General features: G+C 75.3%; 19 protein-coding genes. 8 read left to right on the forward strand and 11 right to left on the reverse strand.

Annotation, left to right across the window (positions count from 1 at the left end; genetic code table 11):
* Positions 1-111 precede the first annotated feature (111 nt).
* Together ACFVVX_RS11200 and ACFVVX_RS11205 are read left to right on the forward strand one after the other, a co-directional pair.
* Positions 112-495 carry a VOC family protein gene (locus ACFVVX_RS11200; RefSeq protein ID WP_387943917.1) on the forward strand — a complete coding sequence of 128 codons (384 nt, stop codon included), beginning with the start codon at positions 112-114 and terminating at the stop codon, positions 493-495.
* Positions 496-643: 148 nt separating this feature from the next.
* A complete protein-coding gene (locus ACFVVX_RS11205; protein WP_387943919.1) occupies positions 644-1,147 on the forward strand; it encodes a hypothetical protein in 504 nt (167 codons plus the stop codon).
* 24 nt (positions 1,148-1,171) lie between these two features.
* On the opposite strand, the gene ACFVVX_RS11210 is transcribed toward ACFVVX_RS11205, so the two are convergent.
* The 3 genes from ACFVVX_RS11210 to ACFVVX_RS11220 all read right to left on the reverse strand — a co-directional run bounded on the left by ACFVVX_RS11210 (position 1,172) and on the right by ACFVVX_RS11220 (position 5,018).
* The gene (locus ACFVVX_RS11210) at positions 1,172-1,810 is read right to left on the reverse strand and encodes an FMN-dependent NADH-azoreductase (RefSeq protein WP_387943921.1); all 639 of its coding nucleotides are present in this window, start codon (positions 1,808-1,810) and stop codon (positions 1,172-1,174) included.
* 144 nt (positions 1,811-1,954) lie between these two features.
* Positions 1,955-2,866 (reverse strand): glutaminase, encoded by a 912-nt coding sequence (locus ACFVVX_RS11215; RefSeq protein ID WP_387944244.1) that lies wholly within the window; start codon positions 2,864-2,866, stop codon positions 1,955-1,957.
* A gap of 199 nt (positions 2,867-3,065) precedes the next feature.
* Positions 3,066-5,018: a glycoside hydrolase family 5 protein gene (locus ACFVVX_RS11220; protein ID WP_387943923.1), complete on the reverse strand. Its 1,953-nt coding sequence runs from the start codon at positions 5,016-5,018 to the stop codon at positions 3,066-3,068.
* A 396-nt stretch (positions 5,019-5,414) separates the two neighbouring features.
* On the opposite strand from ACFVVX_RS11220, the gene ACFVVX_RS11225 reads away from it, so the two are divergent.
* Positions 5,415-8,693, forward strand: a complete 3,279-nt coding sequence (locus tag ACFVVX_RS11225; protein WP_387943925.1) for a hypothetical protein — start codon at positions 5,415-5,417, stop codon at positions 8,691-8,693.
* A gap of 434 nt (positions 8,694-9,127) precedes the next feature.
* On the opposite strand, the gene ACFVVX_RS11230 is transcribed toward ACFVVX_RS11225, so the two are convergent.
* Positions 9,128-9,817, reverse strand: coding sequence for a hypothetical protein (locus tag ACFVVX_RS11230; protein ID WP_387943927.1), 690 nt, complete (start codon positions 9,815-9,817; stop codon positions 9,128-9,130).
* Between the two features lie 77 nt (positions 9,818-9,894).
* The gene (locus tag ACFVVX_RS11235) at positions 9,895-10,830 is read right to left on the reverse strand and encodes an NADP-dependent oxidoreductase (RefSeq protein WP_387944246.1); all 936 of its coding nucleotides are present in this window, start codon (positions 10,828-10,830) and stop codon (positions 9,895-9,897) included.
* Positions 10,831-10,909: 79 nt separating this feature from the next.
* On the opposite strand from ACFVVX_RS11235, the gene ACFVVX_RS11240 reads away from it, so the two are divergent.
* Positions 10,910-11,866: a GlxA family transcriptional regulator gene (locus tag ACFVVX_RS11240; RefSeq protein ID WP_387943929.1), complete on the forward strand. Its 957-nt coding sequence runs from the start codon at positions 10,910-10,912 to the stop codon at positions 11,864-11,866.
* Positions 11,867-11,884: 18 nt separating this feature from the next.
* On the opposite strand, the gene ACFVVX_RS11245 is transcribed toward ACFVVX_RS11240, so the two are convergent.
* From ACFVVX_RS11245 to ACFVVX_RS11255, 3 genes are all read right to left on the reverse strand, one after another.
* Positions 11,885-12,388 carry a hypothetical protein gene (locus ACFVVX_RS11245; protein ID WP_387943931.1) on the reverse strand — a complete coding sequence of 168 codons (504 nt, stop codon included), beginning with the start codon at positions 12,386-12,388 and terminating at the stop codon, positions 11,885-11,887.
* Positions 12,389-12,511: 123 nt separating this feature from the next.
* Entirely contained in the window at positions 12,512-13,120 is a 609-nt protein-coding gene (locus ACFVVX_RS11250) for a GNAT family N-acetyltransferase (RefSeq protein WP_387943933.1), read from the reverse strand.
* Positions 13,121-13,198: 78 nt separating this feature from the next.
* Entirely contained in the window at positions 13,199-13,804 is a 606-nt protein-coding gene (locus ACFVVX_RS11255; RefSeq protein WP_387943935.1) for a sigma-70 family RNA polymerase sigma factor, read from the reverse strand.
* A 76-nt stretch (positions 13,805-13,880) separates the two neighbouring features.
* On the opposite strand from ACFVVX_RS11255, the gene ACFVVX_RS11260 reads away from it, so the two are divergent.
* Together ACFVVX_RS11260 and ACFVVX_RS11265 are read left to right on the forward strand one after the other, a co-directional pair.
* Positions 13,881-14,720, forward strand: coding sequence for an alpha/beta fold hydrolase (locus ACFVVX_RS11260; protein ID WP_387943937.1), 840 nt, complete (start codon positions 13,881-13,883; stop codon positions 14,718-14,720).
* Between the two features lie 116 nt (positions 14,721-14,836).
* A complete protein-coding gene (locus ACFVVX_RS11265; RefSeq protein ID WP_387943939.1) occupies positions 14,837-15,073 on the forward strand; it encodes a hypothetical protein in 237 nt (78 codons plus the stop codon).
* A 43-nt stretch (positions 15,074-15,116) separates the two neighbouring features.
* On the opposite strand, the gene ACFVVX_RS11270 is transcribed toward ACFVVX_RS11265, so the two are convergent.
* On the reverse strand, positions 15,117-16,502 hold the full coding sequence (locus ACFVVX_RS11270) for a restriction endonuclease (RefSeq protein ID WP_387943941.1): 1,386 nt from the start codon (positions 16,500-16,502) through the stop codon (positions 15,117-15,119).
* A 272-nt stretch (positions 16,503-16,774) separates the two neighbouring features.
* On the opposite strand from ACFVVX_RS11270, the gene ACFVVX_RS11275 reads away from it, so the two are divergent.
* Together ACFVVX_RS11275 and ACFVVX_RS11280 are read left to right on the forward strand one after the other, a co-directional pair.
* Positions 16,775-17,323 (forward strand): hypothetical protein, encoded by a 549-nt coding sequence (locus tag ACFVVX_RS11275; RefSeq protein WP_387943943.1) that lies wholly within the window; start codon positions 16,775-16,777, stop codon positions 17,321-17,323.
* Between the two features lie 209 nt (positions 17,324-17,532).
* Positions 17,533-18,108, forward strand: coding sequence for a hypothetical protein (locus ACFVVX_RS11280; protein WP_387943945.1), 576 nt, complete (start codon positions 17,533-17,535; stop codon positions 18,106-18,108).
* Positions 18,109-18,301: 193 nt separating this feature from the next.
* Here ACFVVX_RS11280 and ACFVVX_RS11285 read toward each other — a convergent pair whose 3' ends face one another.
* On the reverse strand, positions 18,302-19,144 hold the full coding sequence (locus tag ACFVVX_RS11285; protein ID WP_387943947.1) for a GNAT family N-acetyltransferase: 843 nt from the start codon (positions 19,142-19,144) through the stop codon (positions 18,302-18,304).
* An 84-nt stretch (positions 19,145-19,228) separates the two neighbouring features.
* Positions 19,229-19,414: a hypothetical protein gene (locus ACFVVX_RS11290; protein WP_387943949.1), complete on the reverse strand. Its 186-nt coding sequence runs from the start codon at positions 19,412-19,414 to the stop codon at positions 19,229-19,231.
* Position 19,415: the final 1 nt, after the last annotated feature.

The following is a 19,415-nucleotide window of genomic DNA, read 5'->3' on the forward strand; positions in this document are numbered from 1 at the left end:
CGTCCGGCCTGGTACGGGCCCCAAGTTCCCGCCCCGATCGGCGTTCCTTGGACAGCACACCGACCGGAGCGGGGTCGGCGGGCCGGGGGCGGGGTCCGTAGACTGGCGGGCATGGCATGCCGCATCAGCGAGTTGGTCATCGACGCCGCCGACCCCGAGCGGCTCGCCGTGTTCTGGAGCGAGGTCCTCGGCTACGTCGAAGTCGGCCGGGAGGACGACGGGAGCATCGAGATCGGGCCGCCCGGCACCGGCTTCGGCGGGCCGCAGCCCACCCTCGTCATCAGCCCCAGCAGCGACCCGCGGCCCGGGAAGCTCCGGCTGCACATCGACGTCAACGCCACCGACCGCGACCAGGACGCCGAACTGGAGCGGCTGCTCGCCCTCGGCGCCCGGCGCGTCGACGTCGGCCAGAGCGGCGCCGAGGACTGGCACGTCCTGGCCGACCCGGAAGGCAACGAGTTCTGCCTCCTGCACACCCGGCTCCGGCCCGTCTGAGCCGTTCGCCGGGTCGGGGCAACCGGCGGGCCCCGTACGGGTGGCCCCGGCCGTGTCCCGGCCCGGGGGGAGGGGGCGTGCCCCGATCCTGGGCACGGCAGGGCCGACCGGGCCTGCCGGCGCAGCGAGGACGAGGTGGGTGAGGGCGATGTCCCGGCAGTTGTTCCAGAGGCCGTTCCGGAGGCCGTTCCAGAAGTCGTTGCGGAGGGCCGTGCTGGTGGCGGGCGCGGCGGCGGTGCTCGCGGCCGGGCCGGCCGCGGCGGGGGCGCCGTGCGGCGCCGATCTCGCGGTGACGGCCGCGAACCCGGCCCCGACCGCCGGGGGCGGCAGCACGACGGTGCACCCGGTGGTGGTCAACACCGGTGACGCGGCCACCACCGCGCCGTTCACCCTGGTGGTCCAGCTGCCGCCGGGGGTCGTCGGTGTCGGGCAGGCCCCGAGCGCCTGCTCCACCGGCCCGTTCGGCCACACGGTGACCTGTACGTTCCCGGCGGGCCTGGCCCCCGGCGGCACGGTGGCCGCCGACGTCCGGCTCTCCGTCGCCACCGGGATGGACCCCGGGGTGCTCGACGGGACCGTGGCGGTCGACCTGCCCGGGGACCCGACCCCGGCGGACAACAGCGCGCACTTCGACATCGTCGTGGTGCCGTAGGGGCGCCGGGGCCGGTCCCGGCGCTCAGCGGGCCAGCCGCTCCACGGCCTCGTACGCCCCCGCCAGGGACTTGTCGGCCAGCGGCCTGAGGGCGGCCATCTGCGGCACGGTCTGCGCCATCGTCAGCTCGGCGTGCACGAAGGCCAGGTCGTCCGCGAGGCCGATCGAGCCGAGGACCGCCCGTAGGTAGGGCTCCTGGTGGTCCCACCCCTCGCGGGGGGTGCCGGGCGCGTACGAGCCGCCCCGGGCGGTGACCACCACGACGGAGGTGCCGCTGAGCGGGCCGGGGCCGGCTCCGGGCGCCACCATGTGGGCGGGGGTGACCAGGCGGTCCACCCAGGCCTTGAGCGTCGAGGGGATCGCGTAGTTGTACATCGGGGCGCCGATGACCACCGTGGTCGCCGCGCGCACCTCGGCGGTCAGCGCCTCGGTGAGCGCCCGCTCCTGCGGGGGTTCGCCGTGGTCGCCGTCCGGGTCGAGGAGGGCCTCGCGCACGGCGTGGGTGAGGTGCGGGACGGGGTCGGCGGCCAGGTCGCGGTAGGTGTGGCCGGCGCCCGGGTGGTTGCGGTGCCACTGCTCGGCGAAGCGGGCGGACAGCTCCCGGGACACCGAGCCGCTCGCGCGGATGCTCGCGTCGAGGTGCAGGAGGGCGGGCGAAGGCATGGGGTGGACCTCGCAGGGGTCGGCGGCGGGCGGGCCGGCGGGCGCGGCGGAGCCGGCGCGACCCGTCGGCGGCGGGCGATGACGACCGTAGACATTGACGTCACCGTCAAGGCAAGCCGGTGTCACCCCCGCCCCCGGGGCGGGTCAGAACACCGACCAGCCGGTCTCCGTCGTCAGCGCGTCCAGGGCGGCGACGCCCAGCACCGAGTTCCCGGCGCCGTCCAGGCCCGGGCTCCAGACGCAGACCGTGCCGCGCCCCGGCAGCACCGCCAGCACGCCCCCGCCGACGCCGCTCTTGCCCGGCAGGCCCACCCGGTAGGCGAACTCCCCCGCCGCGTCGTACGTCCCGCAGGTGAGCAGCACCGCGTTGATCCGCTTGGCCTCGCTGCGCGACAGCAGCCGGGTGCCGTCGGCCCGTATCCCGTGCCGGGCGAGGAAGAGGCCGGCCAGGGCGAGGTCGTGGCAGCTGGCCTCGATCGCGCAGTGCGCGTAGTAGTGCGCGAGCACGCTGTCCACCGGGTTGCGCAGGTTGCCGTAGCTGGCCATGAAGTGCGCCATCGCGGCGTTGCGGTGCCCGTGCTGGGCCTCGGAGGAGGCCACCGAGTCGTCGACGGCGACGGCCGGGTTGCCGGACTCGGCGCGCAGGAACTCCCGCACCGCCCCCACCGCGTCGCCGGTGAGCTTCAGCAGCCGGTCCGTGACGACGAGGGCGCCGGCGTTGATGAACGGGTTGCGCGGGATGCCGTGCTCCGACTCCAGCTGCACCAGCGAGTTGAAGGGGTTGCCGGAGGGTTCGCGGCCCACGCCGCGCCAGAGCCCGTCGCCGCCCTCGGCCAGGGCCAGGGCCAGGGTGAACAGCTTCGACACCGACTGGATCGAGAACGGCCGGCGCCAGTCCCCCGCCCCGAACACCCGGCCGTCCACGGTGGCGATCGCCATGCCGAAGGCCGTCGGGTCGGCCTGGGCGAGGGCCGGGATGTAGTCGGCGACCCGCCCCCGCTCGGGCGCGCGCCGGGCCGCCTCCATCGCGTCGTGCAGCAGTGCCTGGTAGTCCACGTCGTTCACGCGGACATTCTGGTCCACCCCCCTCGACCAGGGGCGACCCGGGTCGCCGGACGCTCCCGGGTGTCGGACGGTCCCGGGGTGTCGGCGGGACGGCCGCACCCTGCCCGGGGCCGGGGGCCGGCCCCGGGCAGGGGTGTCGCGAGCGGGCGGTGTCGCGAGCGGGCTGGGGTGTCGCGAGCGGGCGGGGGTGTCAGGCGAGCGGGCGGCAGAGCAGCGCGTCGGGGGTGCCGCGCGAGCCGACGCGGGTGGTGAAGGCGATCCCGGCGGCGTACTCGGTGGAGGCGCACTGGCCCTTGTAGTCGCCGGAGGCGAAGTCGCCTCCGGGGCCGCCGGCGGGACGGTTGTCGCCCCGGTCGAACCAGACGGTGCGGCCGCCGGCGGGCAGCGGGCCCCGGGCGGGCGCGCACAGGGCCGCGGACGCGGTGGCGCCGCGCAGGCTGTAGCCGATGAGGAACCGGCCCTGGGGGCACTGCAGTTTGGTGTACCCGCCGGCCCAGTCGCCGCCGGGCGGCACGTGGCGCTCGTCGCGCACCACGGTGGCGTCGTCGCCGGCGGCGCGCAGGTCGCCCGCGGTGGCGGTGTCGGTGCACAGGCCGCGGCCCGTGCCGTGGCCGAGGCCCAGGAGCCGCTGGCCGTCCGGGCAGGCGGCCTTGCGGGCGCCGGCGTCCCAGTCGCCCAGGCGGCGGGTGCGCAGGGACTCGACGGCGTCGCGGTGGTCGACGGCCAGCATGTCCCAGGTGTCGACGGCGGCCACCGGGCCGGTGCGCTGCGGGGCGCCCAGCAGGTGGTTCCAGGCGGGGGCGCGCCAGTCGGGGCCGTCCAGCAGGCCCGAGCGCCGCCCGGCGGCGTCGAAGCGCAGCAGGGCCCAGTCGTCGCCGCCCGCCCGGCCCTGGGCGTCGGTGCTCCAGCCCACCAGGGGCCAGTAGGCGAAGTCCGCGTCCATGGCGGCGAGGTGGTCGGTGATCGCGGCGAACCAGGCCTTGGGGGCGGTGCCCGTCTCCCCGGCCCCGATGCCGAACTCGCTGATCCACACCGGGGCGGTGAAGTGCTGCCCGGTCTCGGCGGAGACGTAGAACGCCTCCTGGTACAGGGCCTGTTCGAGCTGTTCGCGGGTGAGGTCCTGGTAGCGGGCGTCGTGGGTCTCGCCGAGGCCGGTGGCGCCGCTGTGGCGGGGGCCGGTGTAGCCGTAGAAGTGCGCCGAGTAGACGAGCTTGTCGGAGGCGACGAGGGTGTGGGAGAGGGTGCGCACGGGGGTGAGGGCGGGGCGGCCGTGCGGCAGGAAGTCGACCGGTACGCCGGTCCAGTTGATGCCCTCGACGATGATCAGCAGGTCGGGGTCGGCCTCGGTGAGGATGCGGTCGCCCGCCTCCTGGGCGGCGGCGTACCAGTCGTGGGCGTCGCCCAGGCCCCAGTTGGGGTCGTCGAGGATGTCGCGGCGGACCTCGTTGTAGAGGTCCGCGCCGACCACGCGCTTGTTGTCCTTGTAGCGGCGGGCCATCGCCACCCAGTCGTCCTCCCACTGGCGGGTGGACTGGGCGCTGTTCCAGCGCTCGTTGCCGTCCACGCCGCAGCACCACCGGCTGGTGTTGGTGTGGTTGTTGAGGATGACGGCGAAGCCGTCGGCGGTCAGGGCCTCGACGACCGCGTCGAGGACCTGCAGGGGGGTGCGGCCGCGCAGTTGCGGGTTGGCCGCGACGGCGCGGTCGGGGACCGGGGCCGTGGAGTGGACGAGTTCGTTGGAGAAGGGCAGCCGGATGCTGTTCAGGCCCAGCTGGCGGAAGCCCGCGAGGATGGCGGGCAGCGGGGCGCGGTCCAGGCCCAGGGGCACGCCGGAGGACTGCTGTCCGCTGTGGTGGGTGGCCGGGTCGGCGCTGTCGCCCGAGCCGCTCCACGATCCCTGGGCGCCGTCCCAGTTGCCCGACTTGAGCCGGAAGCGGTTGCCGGTGGCGTCGACGATGTAGCGGCCGCGGGTCGACAGCGGCGCCGTCCAGGAGGAGGCCGGGTCCGCCTGGTCCGCCGCGGCGGCGGGGCGTTGCGGGGCGGGTGGCGGCGCGGCGTCCGCGGGGGCCGGGAGCCACGCGCAGAGCGCGGCCAGGACGCAGGCGAGGACGGCTCTGCGCGGGGTACGGGTGCTGGTCAACATGTCCTGCCTGAGGGAAGCGGGAAGGGGGGCGGGAAGGGGATCTGGGCCGGGAGGTGGGCGGCGGACCTGGGCCGCCGGGTGGGACGGGCGGGCGCCGGGCCGCGTTACCCGACGGTAGGGACGGCGCGTGTTCCTGACAAGGCCCCCTCGGTGGCCGGGCGGTGGCCGGGAGGTTTCCGCTCCGCGGGGCGCGAATCCGAATGATCGGTAGGCGTGGTGACGGTGGGTCACTATCATGTCGGCGGTGTCGGTGCGCATGCGGCCGGGCGGTGTCCGGGGGCATAGGGTGTCCCGACCGGTGGGCGGCCCCGGCCGCGCCCGGGCCCCGGCAGGGGCGGCGGGTCCAGGGCCGTCCAGGGCGGTACGGGGTCGGGGGACGGGGAGGGGAGCTGCAGCATGGCCGACGGCATTCCGGTGGAACCGGGTCCGGTGGACGGGGACCAGGGGCTTCGGCAGGGTCCGCGCACGCGGGTGGACTGGCGGCTGCGGGGCCGGCGCGAGCGCGGCCCGCAGGACGCCCCGCAGGACGCCGTCCCCCGGCCGGCCTCGCGGCTGGGCGGCTGGACGCTCCCGCGGACCCGGGTCGACCCGGACGCCCCGACCCGGGTCAAGCCGGACGCCCCGGTCAGGGCCGACCCGGACGCCCCGACCCGGGTCAAGCCGCAGCGCCCCCCGCAGACCGTCACCCGGGGCCCCGCGCCCGGGCGCGGCGGGCACTTCGGGGGCGCCTTCCCGGCGGCCCTGCTGGACCGCTACGAGCCGTACGGGGTCGCCGGTTCGGGCACCGAGGGCACCGTGTGGCACGTGCGGCGCACCGACGGCGGCGGCGAGGCCGCGGTGAAGGTCGCGGCGCCCGGCCAGGGCATGGACACCGAGCTGCTGGAGCACCTGCGCAACGACGACTACCGGCGCCACGTGCCGCAGATCGTCGGCCACGGCCGCATCGAGCACGCCGGGGCGGGCTGCGACTGGGTGGCGATGGAGTACCTGCCCACCACCCTCGCCGACCACATCGCCGACCTGCGCCGGCAGGGCCGGCACAGCGAGGAGCAGCGGGTCGCGCGGATCGTCGGCGAGCTCGTCGCGCTGCTGGACTTCTGGCAGCAGCGGATCCGGCGCACCCCGGTGGACTTCAAGCCGGCCAACATCCTGGTGCGGCCGGACGGCGGGTCCGGGGAGTTCGTGATCGCGGACTTCGGCGGGGTGGCCCGGCTCAGCCGGAACTTCTCCACCGAGATGCAGGTGACGATCCCGTACATGGCGCCCGAGCAGCTGGCCGGCACCAACCACCCGGCCGGGCCGTGGTGGGCGCTGGGCAACGTGCTGTACGAGCTGTTCACCGGCCGGCCCCGCTACCTGGGGACGGACGGCCTGCTGGTCAGCGACGAGGTGCTGCAGTACGACCTGGTGATGGGGGTGGAGGTCGACCTGCGGGCGGTCACCGACCCGCGGCAGCTGCTGCTGCTCCAGGGGCTGTTCACCAAGAACCCCGCGCAGCGGTGGACCGCCGGTCAGGTGCGGACCTGGCTGGCCGGCGGCTCCCCCGAGGTGGCGCGCCCGGCGGGCGGGTACGGGGGCGGCGGGTACGGGGGCGGGTACGGCGGCGGGTATCCGGCCGCTCCGGCGCACCGTCCGATCACCTTCCTCGGCGACCCGTACCACGACCCGTCCGCGCTGGCCCGGGCGATGCTCGGGCGCTCCGCCGACGCGGCGCACTGGCTGGCCGGGGGCGGCGGCGCGGTGCGGCTGCTGGCCTGGTTGCGCGACGAGGTGCAGGACACCGTCTTCGACCTGCACTACCTGCGGGACGTCGACCTCACCAGGGGTGCCAAACGGGCCGGCGCGGCGTCGCTGGCGGTGCTGGCGCTGGGCGCCGCGTTCGCGCCGGAGGCCACCCCGTACTACGGCGACCGCCCGATCGACACGGCCGGGATCGTGCGGATCACCGACGCGCCGGACGCCGTCGCGTTCATCGACGAGCTGGTCGCCGCCTCGGCGCCGGCCATCGCCGCCCGCTACGACTGCGACCACCCGCAGTGCTTCGGGGAGCACTGCGGGCGGCTGCTCGCCCTCGCCCAACTGCCCGAGGTGCTGGCCGAGGTGGAGCGTGCCGCCCAGGCCCTGGGCGGCACGCCGCACACCGGTACCGGGCCGCGCACCGGCACCGGGCGGGTCTCCGGCACCGGGCGGGGGTCCGAGGGGGCGGGTCCGGGCGGGCTGAGCGCGGACGAGCGGGCGGATGCGCACCGCCGCGCGGTACGGCTGACGGTCGACCCCGGGGAGCACGCCCCGCTGCTGGCCCAGCTCTCCCCGCTGCCCGCCGCCCTGCACCGGCTGCCGGTGCCCGCGGCGGTGTCCGCCCTCCTGCCCGCGCGCGCGTCCGCCGCGGTGGCGGCGGTGGCGGCGGCCGTGGTGGACGCGGCCCTGGCCGTGCGCGCGATGGTGCGCCGCGACGAGCCGGACACCGTGCGGCGCCGCTGGTCGGCCCTGCGCCGGCGTGCGGTGCGCGCCTCCCCCGACACCGCGGCCGGGCGGGCGGCGCTGGTGGCCGCCGCGGTGCTGCGCACCAGGAGCGTCCGCGCACCGGATGCCGGGGCCGGTGTCCGGGCGCCGCTCTGGCGGCCCTGGGCGCACGCCTGGTGGGTGAACGCCCGCGGCGGGCTGCCGCGCCGGGCGGCGGCGGCCCTGCTGATGCTGATCGCCCTGTCGCTGATGCTCTGGTCGGGCGCGGTCTGGCGGCTGGCCGTCGACGCGGGGACCGGGCTGCAGGTCCTGCCGAACGGCGACTTCGGGGGTCCGCTGCGCACGGCCGGCGAGCGTGCGGCCCACCAGGTGGTCTGGCAGCTGGGCGCAGCTCTGGCCGCGGCGCTCACCGCGGCGGTGTTCCCCGCCCGGGTCGGGCGCGGGACGCTGGCGCTGACCGCCGTCGCGGCCTTCGCGATCGGCTACCTGCGGCTGGGGCCGCCGATGACGGTGCTGCGCCCGCCGCAGGCGCTGGCCGAGCGGGTGGTGGTGTTCGAGGGCGGGATGGGCAGTTGGGCCGGGGTGGCGGCGACGCTGGCGGTGGTGCTGGCCCTGGTCCTGGTCGAGCGCTCCGCCACCAACCTGCTCAAGCCCGCCCACGACGCCCGCGAGCGCACCGTCCGGACCTGGGGCCGCCTCGCCACCCGGCGCAGGCCCCCCGTCGCGGGGCGGACCGTACCGGCCCGGGACCCGAAGCAGTGGCCGCCGGGGCCCCGGGGCCTGCGCGACCGCGCGCTGTTCGCGCTCGGCAGCACCTTCGTCCTGGTCGTCCTGCTGTGGGGGGCGGTGGAGGTGCGGCTGGCCGCCACCGGCCACCACCCCACCGCGGCGTCCTGGGGCACGGGCCGGACCGGGGCCGCCTACCAGGCCGGGTTCGTGGTGCTGCTGGCCACCGTGTCGGTGCTGAGCGCGCTCGCCACCCCGCGGACCGCCCGTCGGCTCTTCGTCGCCTGGCTGCCCGCCACCGTGCTGCTCGGCGCCTGGCCCCCGCCGCTGGGGCCCCTGGAGGCGGTGCGGATCCCGGTGGCCGGGCCCTGGTTCGAGGCCGTCGCCGACCAGTGGGGGCACAGCGCGTTCTGGGCCGCGCTGCTGGTCGCCCTGCCCGTCGCCGCCTACGGCATCCTGCGCACCCTGCGCCGCACCCGCCGCTGACGGACCGGGGCCATTAATCAGGGTGCTGACACCTGGGGCACAGCTCGTGGCGGCCCTCGGGTGTGATCACGGTGCCCCAGCTGCGGCATTCTTCGCAGCCGCGGGCCCGGTCGATGTTCGCGCGGACGGTAGGAGCGTGGGGGTGGGCTCCATGGGTCATGGGTGATCTTCCTCTGTAGAGCACTATCACTTACGCCCAGTTTGCCATTGTTCGTATAGATATGCGGCGGGGCGGCATTCGCACCCTCCACCACGGAGCCGGCCTCGCCCGCGCCGGCCTCTGCCTCGACTCAGTCGAACTCCGTTGCCCCACAGGCGACTTGTCTGATTTCTCGCCGGTCAAGCCGACGGGCCGGCCGGGGCGTGGAGCCGCGCCCCGGGCGGGCTGCCGCAATCGAACCCGCGCTTGCCGAGGCCGGTGCGGCAACGGCTTCTCAGGGGGTTTCGGGGACGACCTCGACGCCGGCGGCGAGCATGGCGGCGGTGATCCTGCGGGCGAGGGCGTCGTCGCACACCAGCAGGGTGGTGCCCGGTTCGTCGCGGAGGCGGGGCAGGTGGCCGCCGCCGGCCTCCTGCAGCTGCCACCGGTCGCGCTCGGTGGTCCACAGCGGGGCGTAGCCGGCGAGGGCGCGCTCGACCTCGGCCGCCTCGGCCGCGGCCGAGGTGCGGCGGCCCGCGGGCGGGGGCGCGGGCTCGCCGCCCAGGGCGACGGCGGTCAGGTAGCCGCGCCCGTGCGGGGGTTCGGTCCACAGGCCGGGGGGCGGGACGGGTCCGAGCGCGTGGAGGACCTCGGCGGCCGGGTAGCCGAACAGGTCGATGTCGTCGAGGACGACGGGCGTGCCGCCGGGTCCGTCCGAGGCGGAGCGGGCGCGCGTCAGCACGACGGTGTGCAGCAGCGGCTCGCGCGCCTGCTCGGCCGCCCGGTTGGGTTCGTCGGCGCGGACGGCCACCGTGAGGTCGCCCCAGCGGGCGCTGTACCCCCACGCCGCGCCGGGCACCGGCACCGGCCGCGCGTCGGCGAGGGCGGCCAGGGCCCGGCCGGCGGCGTACTCGTCCATGCCGAAGCGCAGCAGGCCGCCCGTACCGGGCAGCGCGACCCCCGTTCCCGCCAGCAGCTCGAACACCGCCCGATCCTCCCGTGCGGGCGGGTGCCGCGACAAGCACGGGAGGATCGGGCCGGGGCCTCAGGGGCCCGGGGGGCCTATTCGGCGACGGTGAGCACGACCTTGCCGGTGACCCGGCCGGTGTCGCCCAGGTCGTGGCCCTTGGCGGCCTCGGCGAGCGGGAAGACCGCCTCGACGACGGCGCGCAGGCGCCCGGCGGTGACCAGGTCGGCGACGGCCTGCATGCCGGCCTGGTCGGCCTCGACGAGCAGCGGGTAGGCCTGCACGCCGAGGGCGTCGCCCCGGGCGGCGAGGTCGGCGGGCAGCGAGCCGAGGGCGATGGTGACCAGTCGGCCGCCGGGCTTGAGGGTGTCCAGGGAGCGGATCGCCGTCTCGCCGCCCAGGGTGTCGAGGACCAGGTCGACCGGGTCGATCGCGGTGAAGTCCTCGGTCCGGTAGTCGACCAGCTCGTCGGCGCCCAGCTCGCGCAGCAGCGCGTGCTTGGGGGCGCTGGCCGTGCCGATCACGTGGGCGCCGCGCGCCTTGGCGATCTGCACGGCGAGGTGGCCGACGCCGCCCGCCGCGGCGTGGATCAGGACCCGCTGGCCGGGCTGCACGTCCGCGGCGTCCACCAGGACCTGCCAGGCGGTCAGCGCGGCCAGCGGGAGCGCGCCCGCCTGGACGTGGTCGACACCGGCGGGCTTGCGGACCAGCGCGCGGGCCGGGGCGCTCACGTACTCGGCGAAGGAGCCGACGCCGTACGGGTAGGGCAGCATCCCGAAGACCTCGTCGCCCACCCGGTGGATCGTGACGCCGGGGCCGACGGCCTCGACGACGCCGGAGACGTCCCAGCCGAGCACCAGGGGCAGGCGGTCGAGGAACCCGGCGAACTGGCGGTGCTTCCAGTCGGTGGGGTTCATGCCCGCCGCGTGGACGCGCACGAGCACCTCGGAGGGGCCGGGTACCGGGCGCTCAATCCCGGTCTCCCGCAGGACGTCGCTGCCGCCGTAGGTGTGCTGGGTGATTGCCTTCATCATGGTCATGAACCCAGGATGTCCGGGCCCGACCTGCGTGAATAGCGGCCCGGAGGTCATGGTGTGCAAGGATTGGGCCATGCACCGCGTCGTCGTTCTGGCCCTGGACGGGGTCATCCCGTTCGAGTTGAGCCTCGCCTCCCGGCTCTTCGGCGCCGCCACGGACCCCGACGGGCGGCCCCTGTACGAGGTGGTCACCTGCTCGCCGGACGGGCGGCCGGTCCGCACCGCCGCCGACTTCTCGATCACCGTCGAACACGACCGCGCCGTACTGGCCCGGGCCGACACCGTGGTCATCCCGGCGGCCGAGGAGTTCGCCTCGATCACCGACCGGGACGCCCTGCCGCGCCGCACCGCCGAGGCGCTCGCCCTGGTGCGCCCCGACACCCGCATCGCGGGCATCTGCGTCGCCACCTTCCTGCTCGCTGCGGCGGGCCTGCTCGACGGGCGCCGCGCCGCCACGCACTGGCACCACGCCGAGCACTTCCGGCGGCTGTACCCGCAGGTCGAGCTCGCCCCCGACGTCCTGTTCGTCGACACCGGGCGCGTCCTGACCTCGGCCGGCGCGGCGGCCGGCATCGACCTGATGCTGCACCTGATCCGCTCCGACCACGGCAGCGCCGTCGCCAACCAGGTCGCCCGGCGCTGCGTCGTCCCCCCGCAGCGCGAGGGCGGCCAGGCACAGTACGTGGAGCGGCCGGTGCCGGCCAGCCCGGACGCCGGGACGTCCGCCACCCGCGCCTGGGCGCTGGACCGGCTGCACGAGCCGCTCCAGCTGGCCGACCTCGCCGGCCACGCGGGCATGAGCCGGCGCACCTTCACCCGGCGCTTCCGGGCCGAGGTCGGGCTGAGCCCGGGCCAGTGGCTCACCCAGCAGCGGGTCGACCTGGCCCGGAACCTGCTGGAGAGCAGCGACCTGCCGGTCAACCGGATCGCCGAACGGGTCGGCTTCGGCACCGGCGCCTCCCTGCGCCAGCACCTGCACACCGCGATCGGTGTGCCGCCGGGCGCCTACCGGCGCACGTTCCGGGCCTGAGCCCGGGGGCGCGGCGGCTCAGTACTCCCCCGGGCCGTACTCCGGCTCCGCGGAGCCGGTCCCGACCGCGGTCATGCCGTGGAGCACCAGGCCCGCCGCCCGCGCCAGCTCCAGGCTCCGGGTGAACACCTCGATCCGCGCCTGCGGCTCCAGCTCCATCAGGCCCTGCGGCCACGTCCCCGGCGGCACCACGATCACGATCACCCCGCCCCGGCCCTCGGCCGCCGCCAGCCAGCCCTGCGACGCCTCGACCGGCGAGGCCGGCTCCCACACCTGCCGGCCGCCCACCAGCACCAGCCGCGCCAGGCGGCTGCCGCTCATCTCCACCACCCCGGTGGTGTCCGGCGGCTCCCCCGCCGCGATCGTGAAGCCGCTGTCCACCAGGTCCGACAGCAGGTCGCCGTGCAGCCGGGGGCCGACCTCCACGATCGCCTCCGCGTACGGCGGCCCCGACTGCGTACTGCGCACCGCCAGCGCCCACACCATCGGGGCCCGTGCCGCGCCACCCGCCTCATCAGCCATGTCCGGTCCAACGAGCCACCGGCCCGGACCGCACGCGATCGCCCGCCCGGGCTCCCCGCAGGGACACCGGCCGGGTCGGCGGGCGGGTCCCCTGCCGGGTCGGCGGGCGGGTCTGCGGGCGGGTCAACGGGCCGGGCGCCACATCGTGGTGACGGTCCGGCCGCCGGCGATGGCGATCTCGTCACGGGGGGTGAAGCCGACGCTCTCGTAGCGGCGGATGTTCGCGGGGTTGGAGGACTCCAGGTAGGCGGGCGCGCCGAGCGCGTCGATCCGCGCCAGGCCCTCGGCCAGCAGGCCCATCCCCAGCCCCCGGCCGCGGTGGTCGCCGTGGGTGGCCAGCAGGGTGAGGTAGAAGCACGGCACGCCGGGGTGCGCCGCTTCGAGCTGGTCGCCGATCGCCACGATCGCCCCGGCCGCCTCGGGCCCCGCGATCCGCGTCAGGAACTCCCCCAGTCCGTCGCCCTCCTCGGCGGTGAGCTCCGTCCCGCCCGGGGGGATCCACACCGAGACGGCCCCGACGTCCGGCGTCACCAGCGTCCACGGGTAGCGCAGCGCCGAGGCCGCGTAGTACCGCCACATCGCGGCCGCCTGCACCGCGCGCCGCTCCACGTCGGGGAACGCCGGGCCCCACAGCGGGTCCTCGAAGAACGCCGTGGTCAGCGTGTCGACGATGGCATCGACGTCCGCGGGCGTGGCCGTCCGCACGGACACCGGGGGATGCGGGGAGCTCATCCGTCCACCCTAGGCCCTCCGGCCGCCACGCCCCCTTCGGCGCCCGCGCGCCCCGGCCGCGGCCGGGTCCTGCGTGCGTCAGGAGGCGTCGCGCAGGCGGTCGCGCTGGACGCGGTGGGCGAGGGCGCGGCGCACGGAGGCCGGTTCCGCGGGCGCGGGGGCGCCGTGCGCGGGCAGGTCGAGGCCGCGGGCGACCGCGTCGTAGGTGTGGCGGTAGGCGGCGGGCAGCTCCGCCCGGTGCGCCCTGAGGTCCTCCTCGACCAGGCGGCGCAGCTCGTCGACGCTGCGCGGGGTGAAGCGCGTCCGCCCCCGGGCGAAGGCCTGGACGTGGCGGGTGCAGCGGGCGGCGGCGCCGAGGGTCTCCGCGATCTCCTCGGCGAGGCCCCACAGGCGTCCTTCGAGCCAGGGGGTGTCGCGCTGGTCGAGGGCGAGCGCCATCGGGGCCGGCGGGTCGTCGCGGTACTTGGCCACCTGCTTGGACACGGCGGGCTGGCTCATCCCGGTGAGCTGGGCGATCTTGTCCTGGGTCCAGCCGAGGCCGGCGAGGACCTTGATCATTTCGGCGCGCAGGGCCCGCATCTCCTCGCCTGCGCGGATGACCTCGTTCATGTCGGCGAGCATCCGCCCGGCCTGTTCCTCGGTGAGCGCCTCGGGATTCCGGTACGCGTTCTCGTCAGCTGCCACAACCCGGTTATACACCAGTCCGCCCGCCGCCATAACCGGGTTGTATAACCGAGTTATGGCTGGCATGATCCCGGCCATGCCCACTTTCACCGCCCCCGACGGCACCCAGCTCGCCTACCGCACCACCGGAACCGGCGACCCGCTGGTCTGCCTGCCCGGAGGCCCCGCGGACTCCGCCTACCTCGGCGACCTCGGCGGCCTGTCCGCCCACCGCCGGCTGATCGTCCTGGACCTGCGCGGCACCGGGCACTCCGCGGCCCCCGAGGACCCCTCCTCCTACCGCTGCGACCGCCTCGTGGCGGACGTCGAGGCGCTGCGCACCCACCTCGCACTGCCCCGGATCGACCTGCTCGGACACTCCGCCGGCGCCAACCTCGCCACGCAGTACGCGGCCCTGCACCCGGACCGCGTCGGCAGGCTCGCCCTCGTCACCCCCGGCACCCGCGCCGTCGACATCCCGATCACCGGGCCGACCCGGCGCGAGGTCGCCCGGCTGCGCGCGGGCGAGCCGTGGTTCCCGGCGGCGTTCGCCGCCCTGGAGGAGATCACCGAGGGCAGGGGCGGCGACTGGGAGGCCGTCGCCCCCTTCTTCTACGGCCGCTGGGACGCCGCCGCGCAGCGCCACCACGCGGCCGGCCGGCCGGACAACGCGGAGGCCGTCGCCGGCTTCGGGGCCGAGGGCGCCTTCACCCCGCAGGCCACCCGCGCGGCGCTCGGCGCCCTGGAGGCCCCCGCCCTGCTGCTCGCCGGGGAGTTCGACCTGAACAGCCCGCCCGAGGCGGTGGCGCGGTTCGCGGAGCTGTTCCCCGACGCCGCACTCACCGTGCAGCCGGGGGCGGGCCACTACCCCTGGCTCGACGACGCCGACCGGTTCACGGCCGCCGTCGAGGCGTTCCTCGCCCAGGACAGGCCGTAGGTCTCGGGACTTTGGTCCCTGCCGCGGGGGCCGTTGGCACCGGTTCCCGGAAGGGTTTCGTTACGCACCCTGGGAGGCGGTACACCCCCGAGCCACGTGAGGAACGACGCCTTCCCATGTCCGACGACGTGATCGTGCACCGGCTGGTGGACGCCTTCTTCACCCACTGCCACCACTGCGACCAGCCGCGGGACCCGGAATGCCACCCCCGGTCCCACTGGCGGCTCTACCTGGACCTCGACCACGACACCCTGCAGCACATCCGGCAGTGGGCGCTGGACCCCGACAGCCACCCCGCCACCCCCGCCGAGCGGGCCCTGCTGCTGCACTGGCTCGACACCCAGGGCGCCTGAGCCCCGGCCCGCGCGCGGCACGGTCGCCACCACTCGACCATGATCAGGCCAACAGCTCCGTGACCGGCACTCCCCACTCGATCCATCGCCGGACCTCCCACACCCCCATGAGCCGGATGCCGTGTACGCCTGCGAACTGCAACGCCGGCTTGGTGTAGAACCCGTTCGTGACGACGACGGCCACATCGGCCTGATGCTCGGGCACCGCGGTCCCGTTGAAGGCCTGCAGTGCACCTGTGCCGACATTGGAGCCCTTCGAAGTGTGCTTGCACTGGACCACGACCCTCTTCCCGGCAGGAGAGAGCGCTATGACATCCGCGCCCAGATCCCCGGGTCCTCCCTGCGCCTGGAGGATCGAGAACCCGTCCCGTCGCAGCCTCTCGGCCACCAGGCGTTCGAAGTCCCGGGGATGCATCGTTCGTACGGCCTCCATGGAGAGGCTTCCCCCCGAGCGCAGCAGCCCGATCCTGAGGTCCTCCAAGCGGGCAACCTCGTGAACTGCATCTCGGCACTTCTCCATGGCGTCCCGGTACCTTGCTTGAGCGGAGGCCAGCCGAGCCGAGAACCCGGCGACCGTCTCCACCTTCAGCGACGCCTCCAGGACAGGCGGGGCCTCCTCGCCCGGTGCCAGGCGGAACACGGACTCGACGCTCTCCCAGAACTCCGCGCACTCCTCGACACCGGCGTTCACCTCGGTCCGCAAGTCCACCAGAAGCGCTGTGAGCTTTGCCGTAGCGGACGAGAGACCGTCGGTGCGCTCCGGGGGCACCGAGTCGCCGTCGGGGCATGTGAACCTGGCCCGATGGACCTTCATCGCCGCTACCGTTTCGTGCCCGACACGGTTCTGAAGAGCCCGTAGTTCCGCATAGACGTGACGCAGGTAGCGTCCTTCGCCGCTGAGAAGCGGGCCGTCCAGGTGATCTCTGCGCTGGTGCTCTGCCAAAGCAAGCCCGTGGATGGCACTGCGGTGCCGGGCCGTCAGTTCGACCAACCGCTCCCGGGCCTGCGGCAGCGTGAAGTACAGGTCGGCGATGGCCTCGAACTCCACGGACCACTCGGGCACCCGCGGCTCGCGCGCGTAGAAACCACTGGTGTCCCATCCGAACTGTGAACACATGGACTCCCGCAGCGACAGCACGCGCTCGGCCGCATCGGAGGCGGCCTGCTTCTCGGATTCAAGAGCGGCGACGAACTCCCTGAAAACCGTCGCACACGCCTCCTCGAACCCGGCGGAGGGCGGGCCGTACGCAGGGCCGGAGCCGCACTTGCCGTGCTTTGCCCGTTTTTCCGCCTCCCTCAAGTCTTCCCGGACCAGGTCGCTGTGCTCCTTGAATGCCTCGTGCGCCTCCACCAGGAAGTAGCCCTCCTCATTCCAGAGCCACACCGCCAGCATCTGGGATTCATCGGCTATGGCGATCTGCCGCCCCATCCACTTACGCAGTCGCGGATCGGAATATCGAGGGGGCAGCACGGCCAGAGCGGGATCAATTTGCACCCGCGGAGATTACCCAACCGTGCGATCAGCGCGCGCCACACCGGCGCGCCGCCCGGGCGGGGTGGTGGCGCTGGCCCGGGCGGGTGGTGCTGGGGGCGGCGCGGCGGTGCCGGGTCGGTACGGGCCCGGCGGGGTGCTCGGATGTCCGGGATCGGTGATCGGGGATCCGTCCGGGGAGGTCCGGGCGGCGGCGCGGGCGGAGGACGATGCAGCAGCGGTCCCGGGGAGCCGCGGTGCGGCACGCGCAGCGCCGGCGGCACCTGGCCGCGGTGGCGGCGCTGGTGTCGGCGGCGGTGCTGGCGACCGCGGCGGTGGCGCCGGCCGGACCGCCGGGCGGCGGAGCGGGCGCGGCGGGTACGGCGGGTACGGCGGCGGCGGGTGAGCGCGGGCTGCTGCCCGGCCTGGGCGGGGGCCGGCTGCGGGTGCTGGCCGGGGTGCTGCGCCAGGACCGGCCCGGCAGCGGCTGGTACCTGGTCGGCGGCGCCCATCTGGTCCTCGGCCTGGAGGTCGTCTCCGCCGACCGCGAGCAGATCGTGCTGCGCTTCCCGCCCGCCCGCCGGGTGGTGTCCGTGCTGTGCGGGCCGGACGAGACGTACGCACCGCTCGGCTACACCTGCGGCGCCTCGGTCGCGCTGGACCGGGTCACCGTCCGCCTGGGCCGGGGCGGCCGGCTCGCCGACCCCACCGCCACCAGCGCCGGCCCGTACGCCAACTTCTGGCTGCTCGGCCTCGTCGAGGGCTTCTCGGGCCGGTAGCGGGCCGCAGGGGTGCCCCGGCGGGCGGTGCGCGGCTGGCGGTGCGCAAGCAGGAGCCCGCCCTCCGGATATCGGGCAGGAGTGTACGAACCTGTCCCACATATCTGGGATTCTCATCCCCCGCCGACCTCGCACAGAATCGGTGGCAGGCGCCCGGTGCAACCCGGGCGGTCGCCAAGTAGCCCATCCGATTCGGGAGTTGACCACACATGACGCACTCCTTCAAGCGCACCGGAGCCGTCCTCGCGGCGGCCGGGATCGCGCTGTCCCTGTCCGGCGCGGCCACGGCCGTCGCCCAGCCCGCGGGGGCGGGCGCACCGGCGGCCCGCCACTGCGTGGTGAGCGCGCAGGACGGGCAGTCGCAGTGCTTCGGCACCTACCGGGAGGCCATCGGCCACGCCACCGGCGGCCGGGTCGCCGACGCCCCGCTGAGCGCCTCCGCGGCCGCCCGTGACGGCGCGTTCGCCGAGGAGCTGAACAGCACGGCCGGCCTCTCCGGCCTGGTGGTCCTGGGGACGATCTACCAGGACTTCTTCTTCGAGGGCCAGTCGGTGACCTTCACCGGCCCGCACGACTGCTACAACGGCAACAGCGCCGACTACTCCTTCGACATCCCCGCCCCGCTCCAGAACCACGTCTACTCGGTGCGGCCGTACGCCAACTGCTGGATCAACCTGTTCACCGGGTTCCAGGCCACCGGTTGGGCGAGCCCCAGCTACAAGGGCGAGACCGTCTCGGTGGACGAGGCCTGGCGGACCCACTCCAAGTCGCTGACGCTCGGCTGAGCAGTCCTGCGCACTCCCCCGCGGCCGGCTTGCGCGGGGAGGCCCTGTCGGATCGGGGTCCAGCCAGGGTGAGCCCCAAAGCCGCCACGCGATGATCTTGGTGGGATTGGGATTCCCGGCCTGAGCCGGCGTCCGGAGCCGGTCGTTCAGGAGCCGCCTGCTGATGCGACACACCGACCGGGAACGGCGGGGGTCACACCGTGGTGGCGCACACGAAGCCGAGGTCGGTCAGTCCTTCGGCCTGGCACAGCCGGTCCGAGGCGCCGCCGGCGGTGGTCTGCAGCAGCTGGTAGTCGGCACCGTTGGCGTGGCCCCAGTGCATGGCCGCGCGCCACAGCCGGCGGCCGAGCCCGAGGCCCCGGTACTCGGGCAGGACGCCGAAGTACTGCGGCAGCAGCCGGGCCCGGCCGATCGGGTCCGGCATGGTCTCCATGGGGCCGATGGCGCCCACCACCCGGTCGTCGCGCACCGCGGTCAGGACCGGGCCGACGCTGTCGATCCGGGAGTGCAGGAAGGCGAAGCCCTCGCCGGCCAGCTTCTCGGCGAAGGCGCCGAAGGTGGCGCGTACGGGGTCGGGCAGGGTGTCCAGGTGCTCGATCCCGCCGACCGGCAGGGCCGGCTGGTCGAAGGTGCGGAGCTGGACGCGGGTGGAGGCGGCGACCGGGTCCGGGACGGCCTGGAACCAGATCACCCGGGCCGAGGCGGCGTCGTGGGCGGCGGCGAGCTTGGCCGCGGTCTCCATGGCCTCGGGGCGGTGCTCGGGGGCGCCGTACAGGTGGACGCGCAGGACGCCGCGGCCGGTGAGGGTGGGGATCAGGATGCGGTGCTCGTCCTGGTGGACATCGTCGAGGAGGTGCTCGTCCTTGCGCTCGGACCAGCGCCGGTCCTTGTCGTGGGGCAGGAACCGGCCGGTGCCGGCGATGGCCAGCACGTCGGCCAGCAGGTCGGCGCTGAGCGCGTCGGGGTGCAGGGGCCCGAGTGTCGGCAGGTACGGCACGGACATCACGGGGTGCAGCAGGTCCCAGGACAGCTCCATACCCGCACCCTACTCGCCCGGCGGGCAGGGCTCAGGGCCCGGCGCGAAGTGCGCCGGGCCCTGAGCGGAAGTGACCAGGCTCGGTCAGTGGGGGTTGTCGTCGCCCGCGTTGCACGAGCACTTCACGCTGTCCATCACGTCGTCCAGGTCGGCGACCGGGGTGATCGAGGTGACGGGCGCGCTGGGGTCCGGGATCGGCCGGGTCAGGTAGGGCAGGCCGTCGCCCGGGAGGGGGCGGCTGGTACTGAGTTCGACAGCGACAGCGGTCATT

The organism is Kitasatospora sp. NPDC058170 (assembly GCF_042883905.1).
Lineage (GTDB): Bacteria > Actinomycetota > Actinomycetes > Streptomycetales > Streptomycetaceae > Kitasatospora.

Coding starts and splice junctions, on each gene's coding strand:
- ACFVVX_RS11270 (WP_387943941.1), bottom strand. CDS start 16,502: ATGGGGCGGCAGATCGCCATAGCCGATGAATCCCAGATGCTGGCGGTG.
- ACFVVX_RS11260 (WP_387943937.1), top strand. CDS start 13,881: ATGCCCACTTTCACCGCCCCCGACGGCACCCAGCTCGCCTACCGCACC.
- ACFVVX_RS11225 (WP_387943925.1), top strand. CDS start 5,415: ATGGCCGACGGCATTCCGGTGGAACCGGGTCCGGTGGACGGGGACCAG.
- ACFVVX_RS11250 (WP_387943933.1), bottom strand. CDS start 13,120: ATGAGCTCCCCGCATCCCCCGGTGTCCGTGCGGACGGCCACGCCCGCG.
- ACFVVX_RS11235 (WP_387944246.1), bottom strand. CDS start 10,830: ATGAAGGCAATCACCCAGCACACCTACGGCGGCAGCGACGTCCTGCGG.
- ACFVVX_RS11285 (WP_387943947.1), bottom strand. CDS start 19,144: ATGGAGCTGTCCTGGGACCTGCTGCACCCCGTGATGTCCGTGCCGTAC.
- ACFVVX_RS11220 (WP_387943923.1), bottom strand. CDS start 5,018: ATGTTGACCAGCACCCGTACCCCGCGCAGAGCCGTCCTCGCCTGCGTC.
- ACFVVX_RS11265 (WP_387943939.1), top strand. CDS start 14,837: ATGTCCGACGACGTGATCGTGCACCGGCTGGTGGACGCCTTCTTCACC.
- ACFVVX_RS11245 (WP_387943931.1), bottom strand. CDS start 12,388: ATGGCTGATGAGGCGGGTGGCGCGGCACGGGCCCCGATGGTGTGGGCG.
- ACFVVX_RS11200 (WP_387943917.1), top strand. CDS start 112: ATGGCATGCCGCATCAGCGAGTTGGTCATCGACGCCGCCGACCCCGAG.
- ACFVVX_RS11290 (WP_387943949.1), bottom strand. CDS start 19,414: ATGACCGCTGTCGCTGTCGAACTCAGTACCAGCCGCCCCCTCCCGGGC.
- ACFVVX_RS11210 (WP_387943921.1), bottom strand. CDS start 1,810: ATGCCTTCGCCCGCCCTCCTGCACCTCGACGCGAGCATCCGCGCGAGC.
- ACFVVX_RS11205 (WP_387943919.1), top strand. CDS start 644: ATGTCCCGGCAGTTGTTCCAGAGGCCGTTCCGGAGGCCGTTCCAGAAG.
- ACFVVX_RS11280 (WP_387943945.1), top strand. CDS start 17,533: ATGACGCACTCCTTCAAGCGCACCGGAGCCGTCCTCGCGGCGGCCGGG.
- ACFVVX_RS11240 (WP_387943929.1), top strand. CDS start 10,910: ATGCACCGCGTCGTCGTTCTGGCCCTGGACGGGGTCATCCCGTTCGAG.
- ACFVVX_RS11275 (WP_387943943.1), top strand. CDS start 16,775: ATGCAGCAGCGGTCCCGGGGAGCCGCGGTGCGGCACGCGCAGCGCCGG.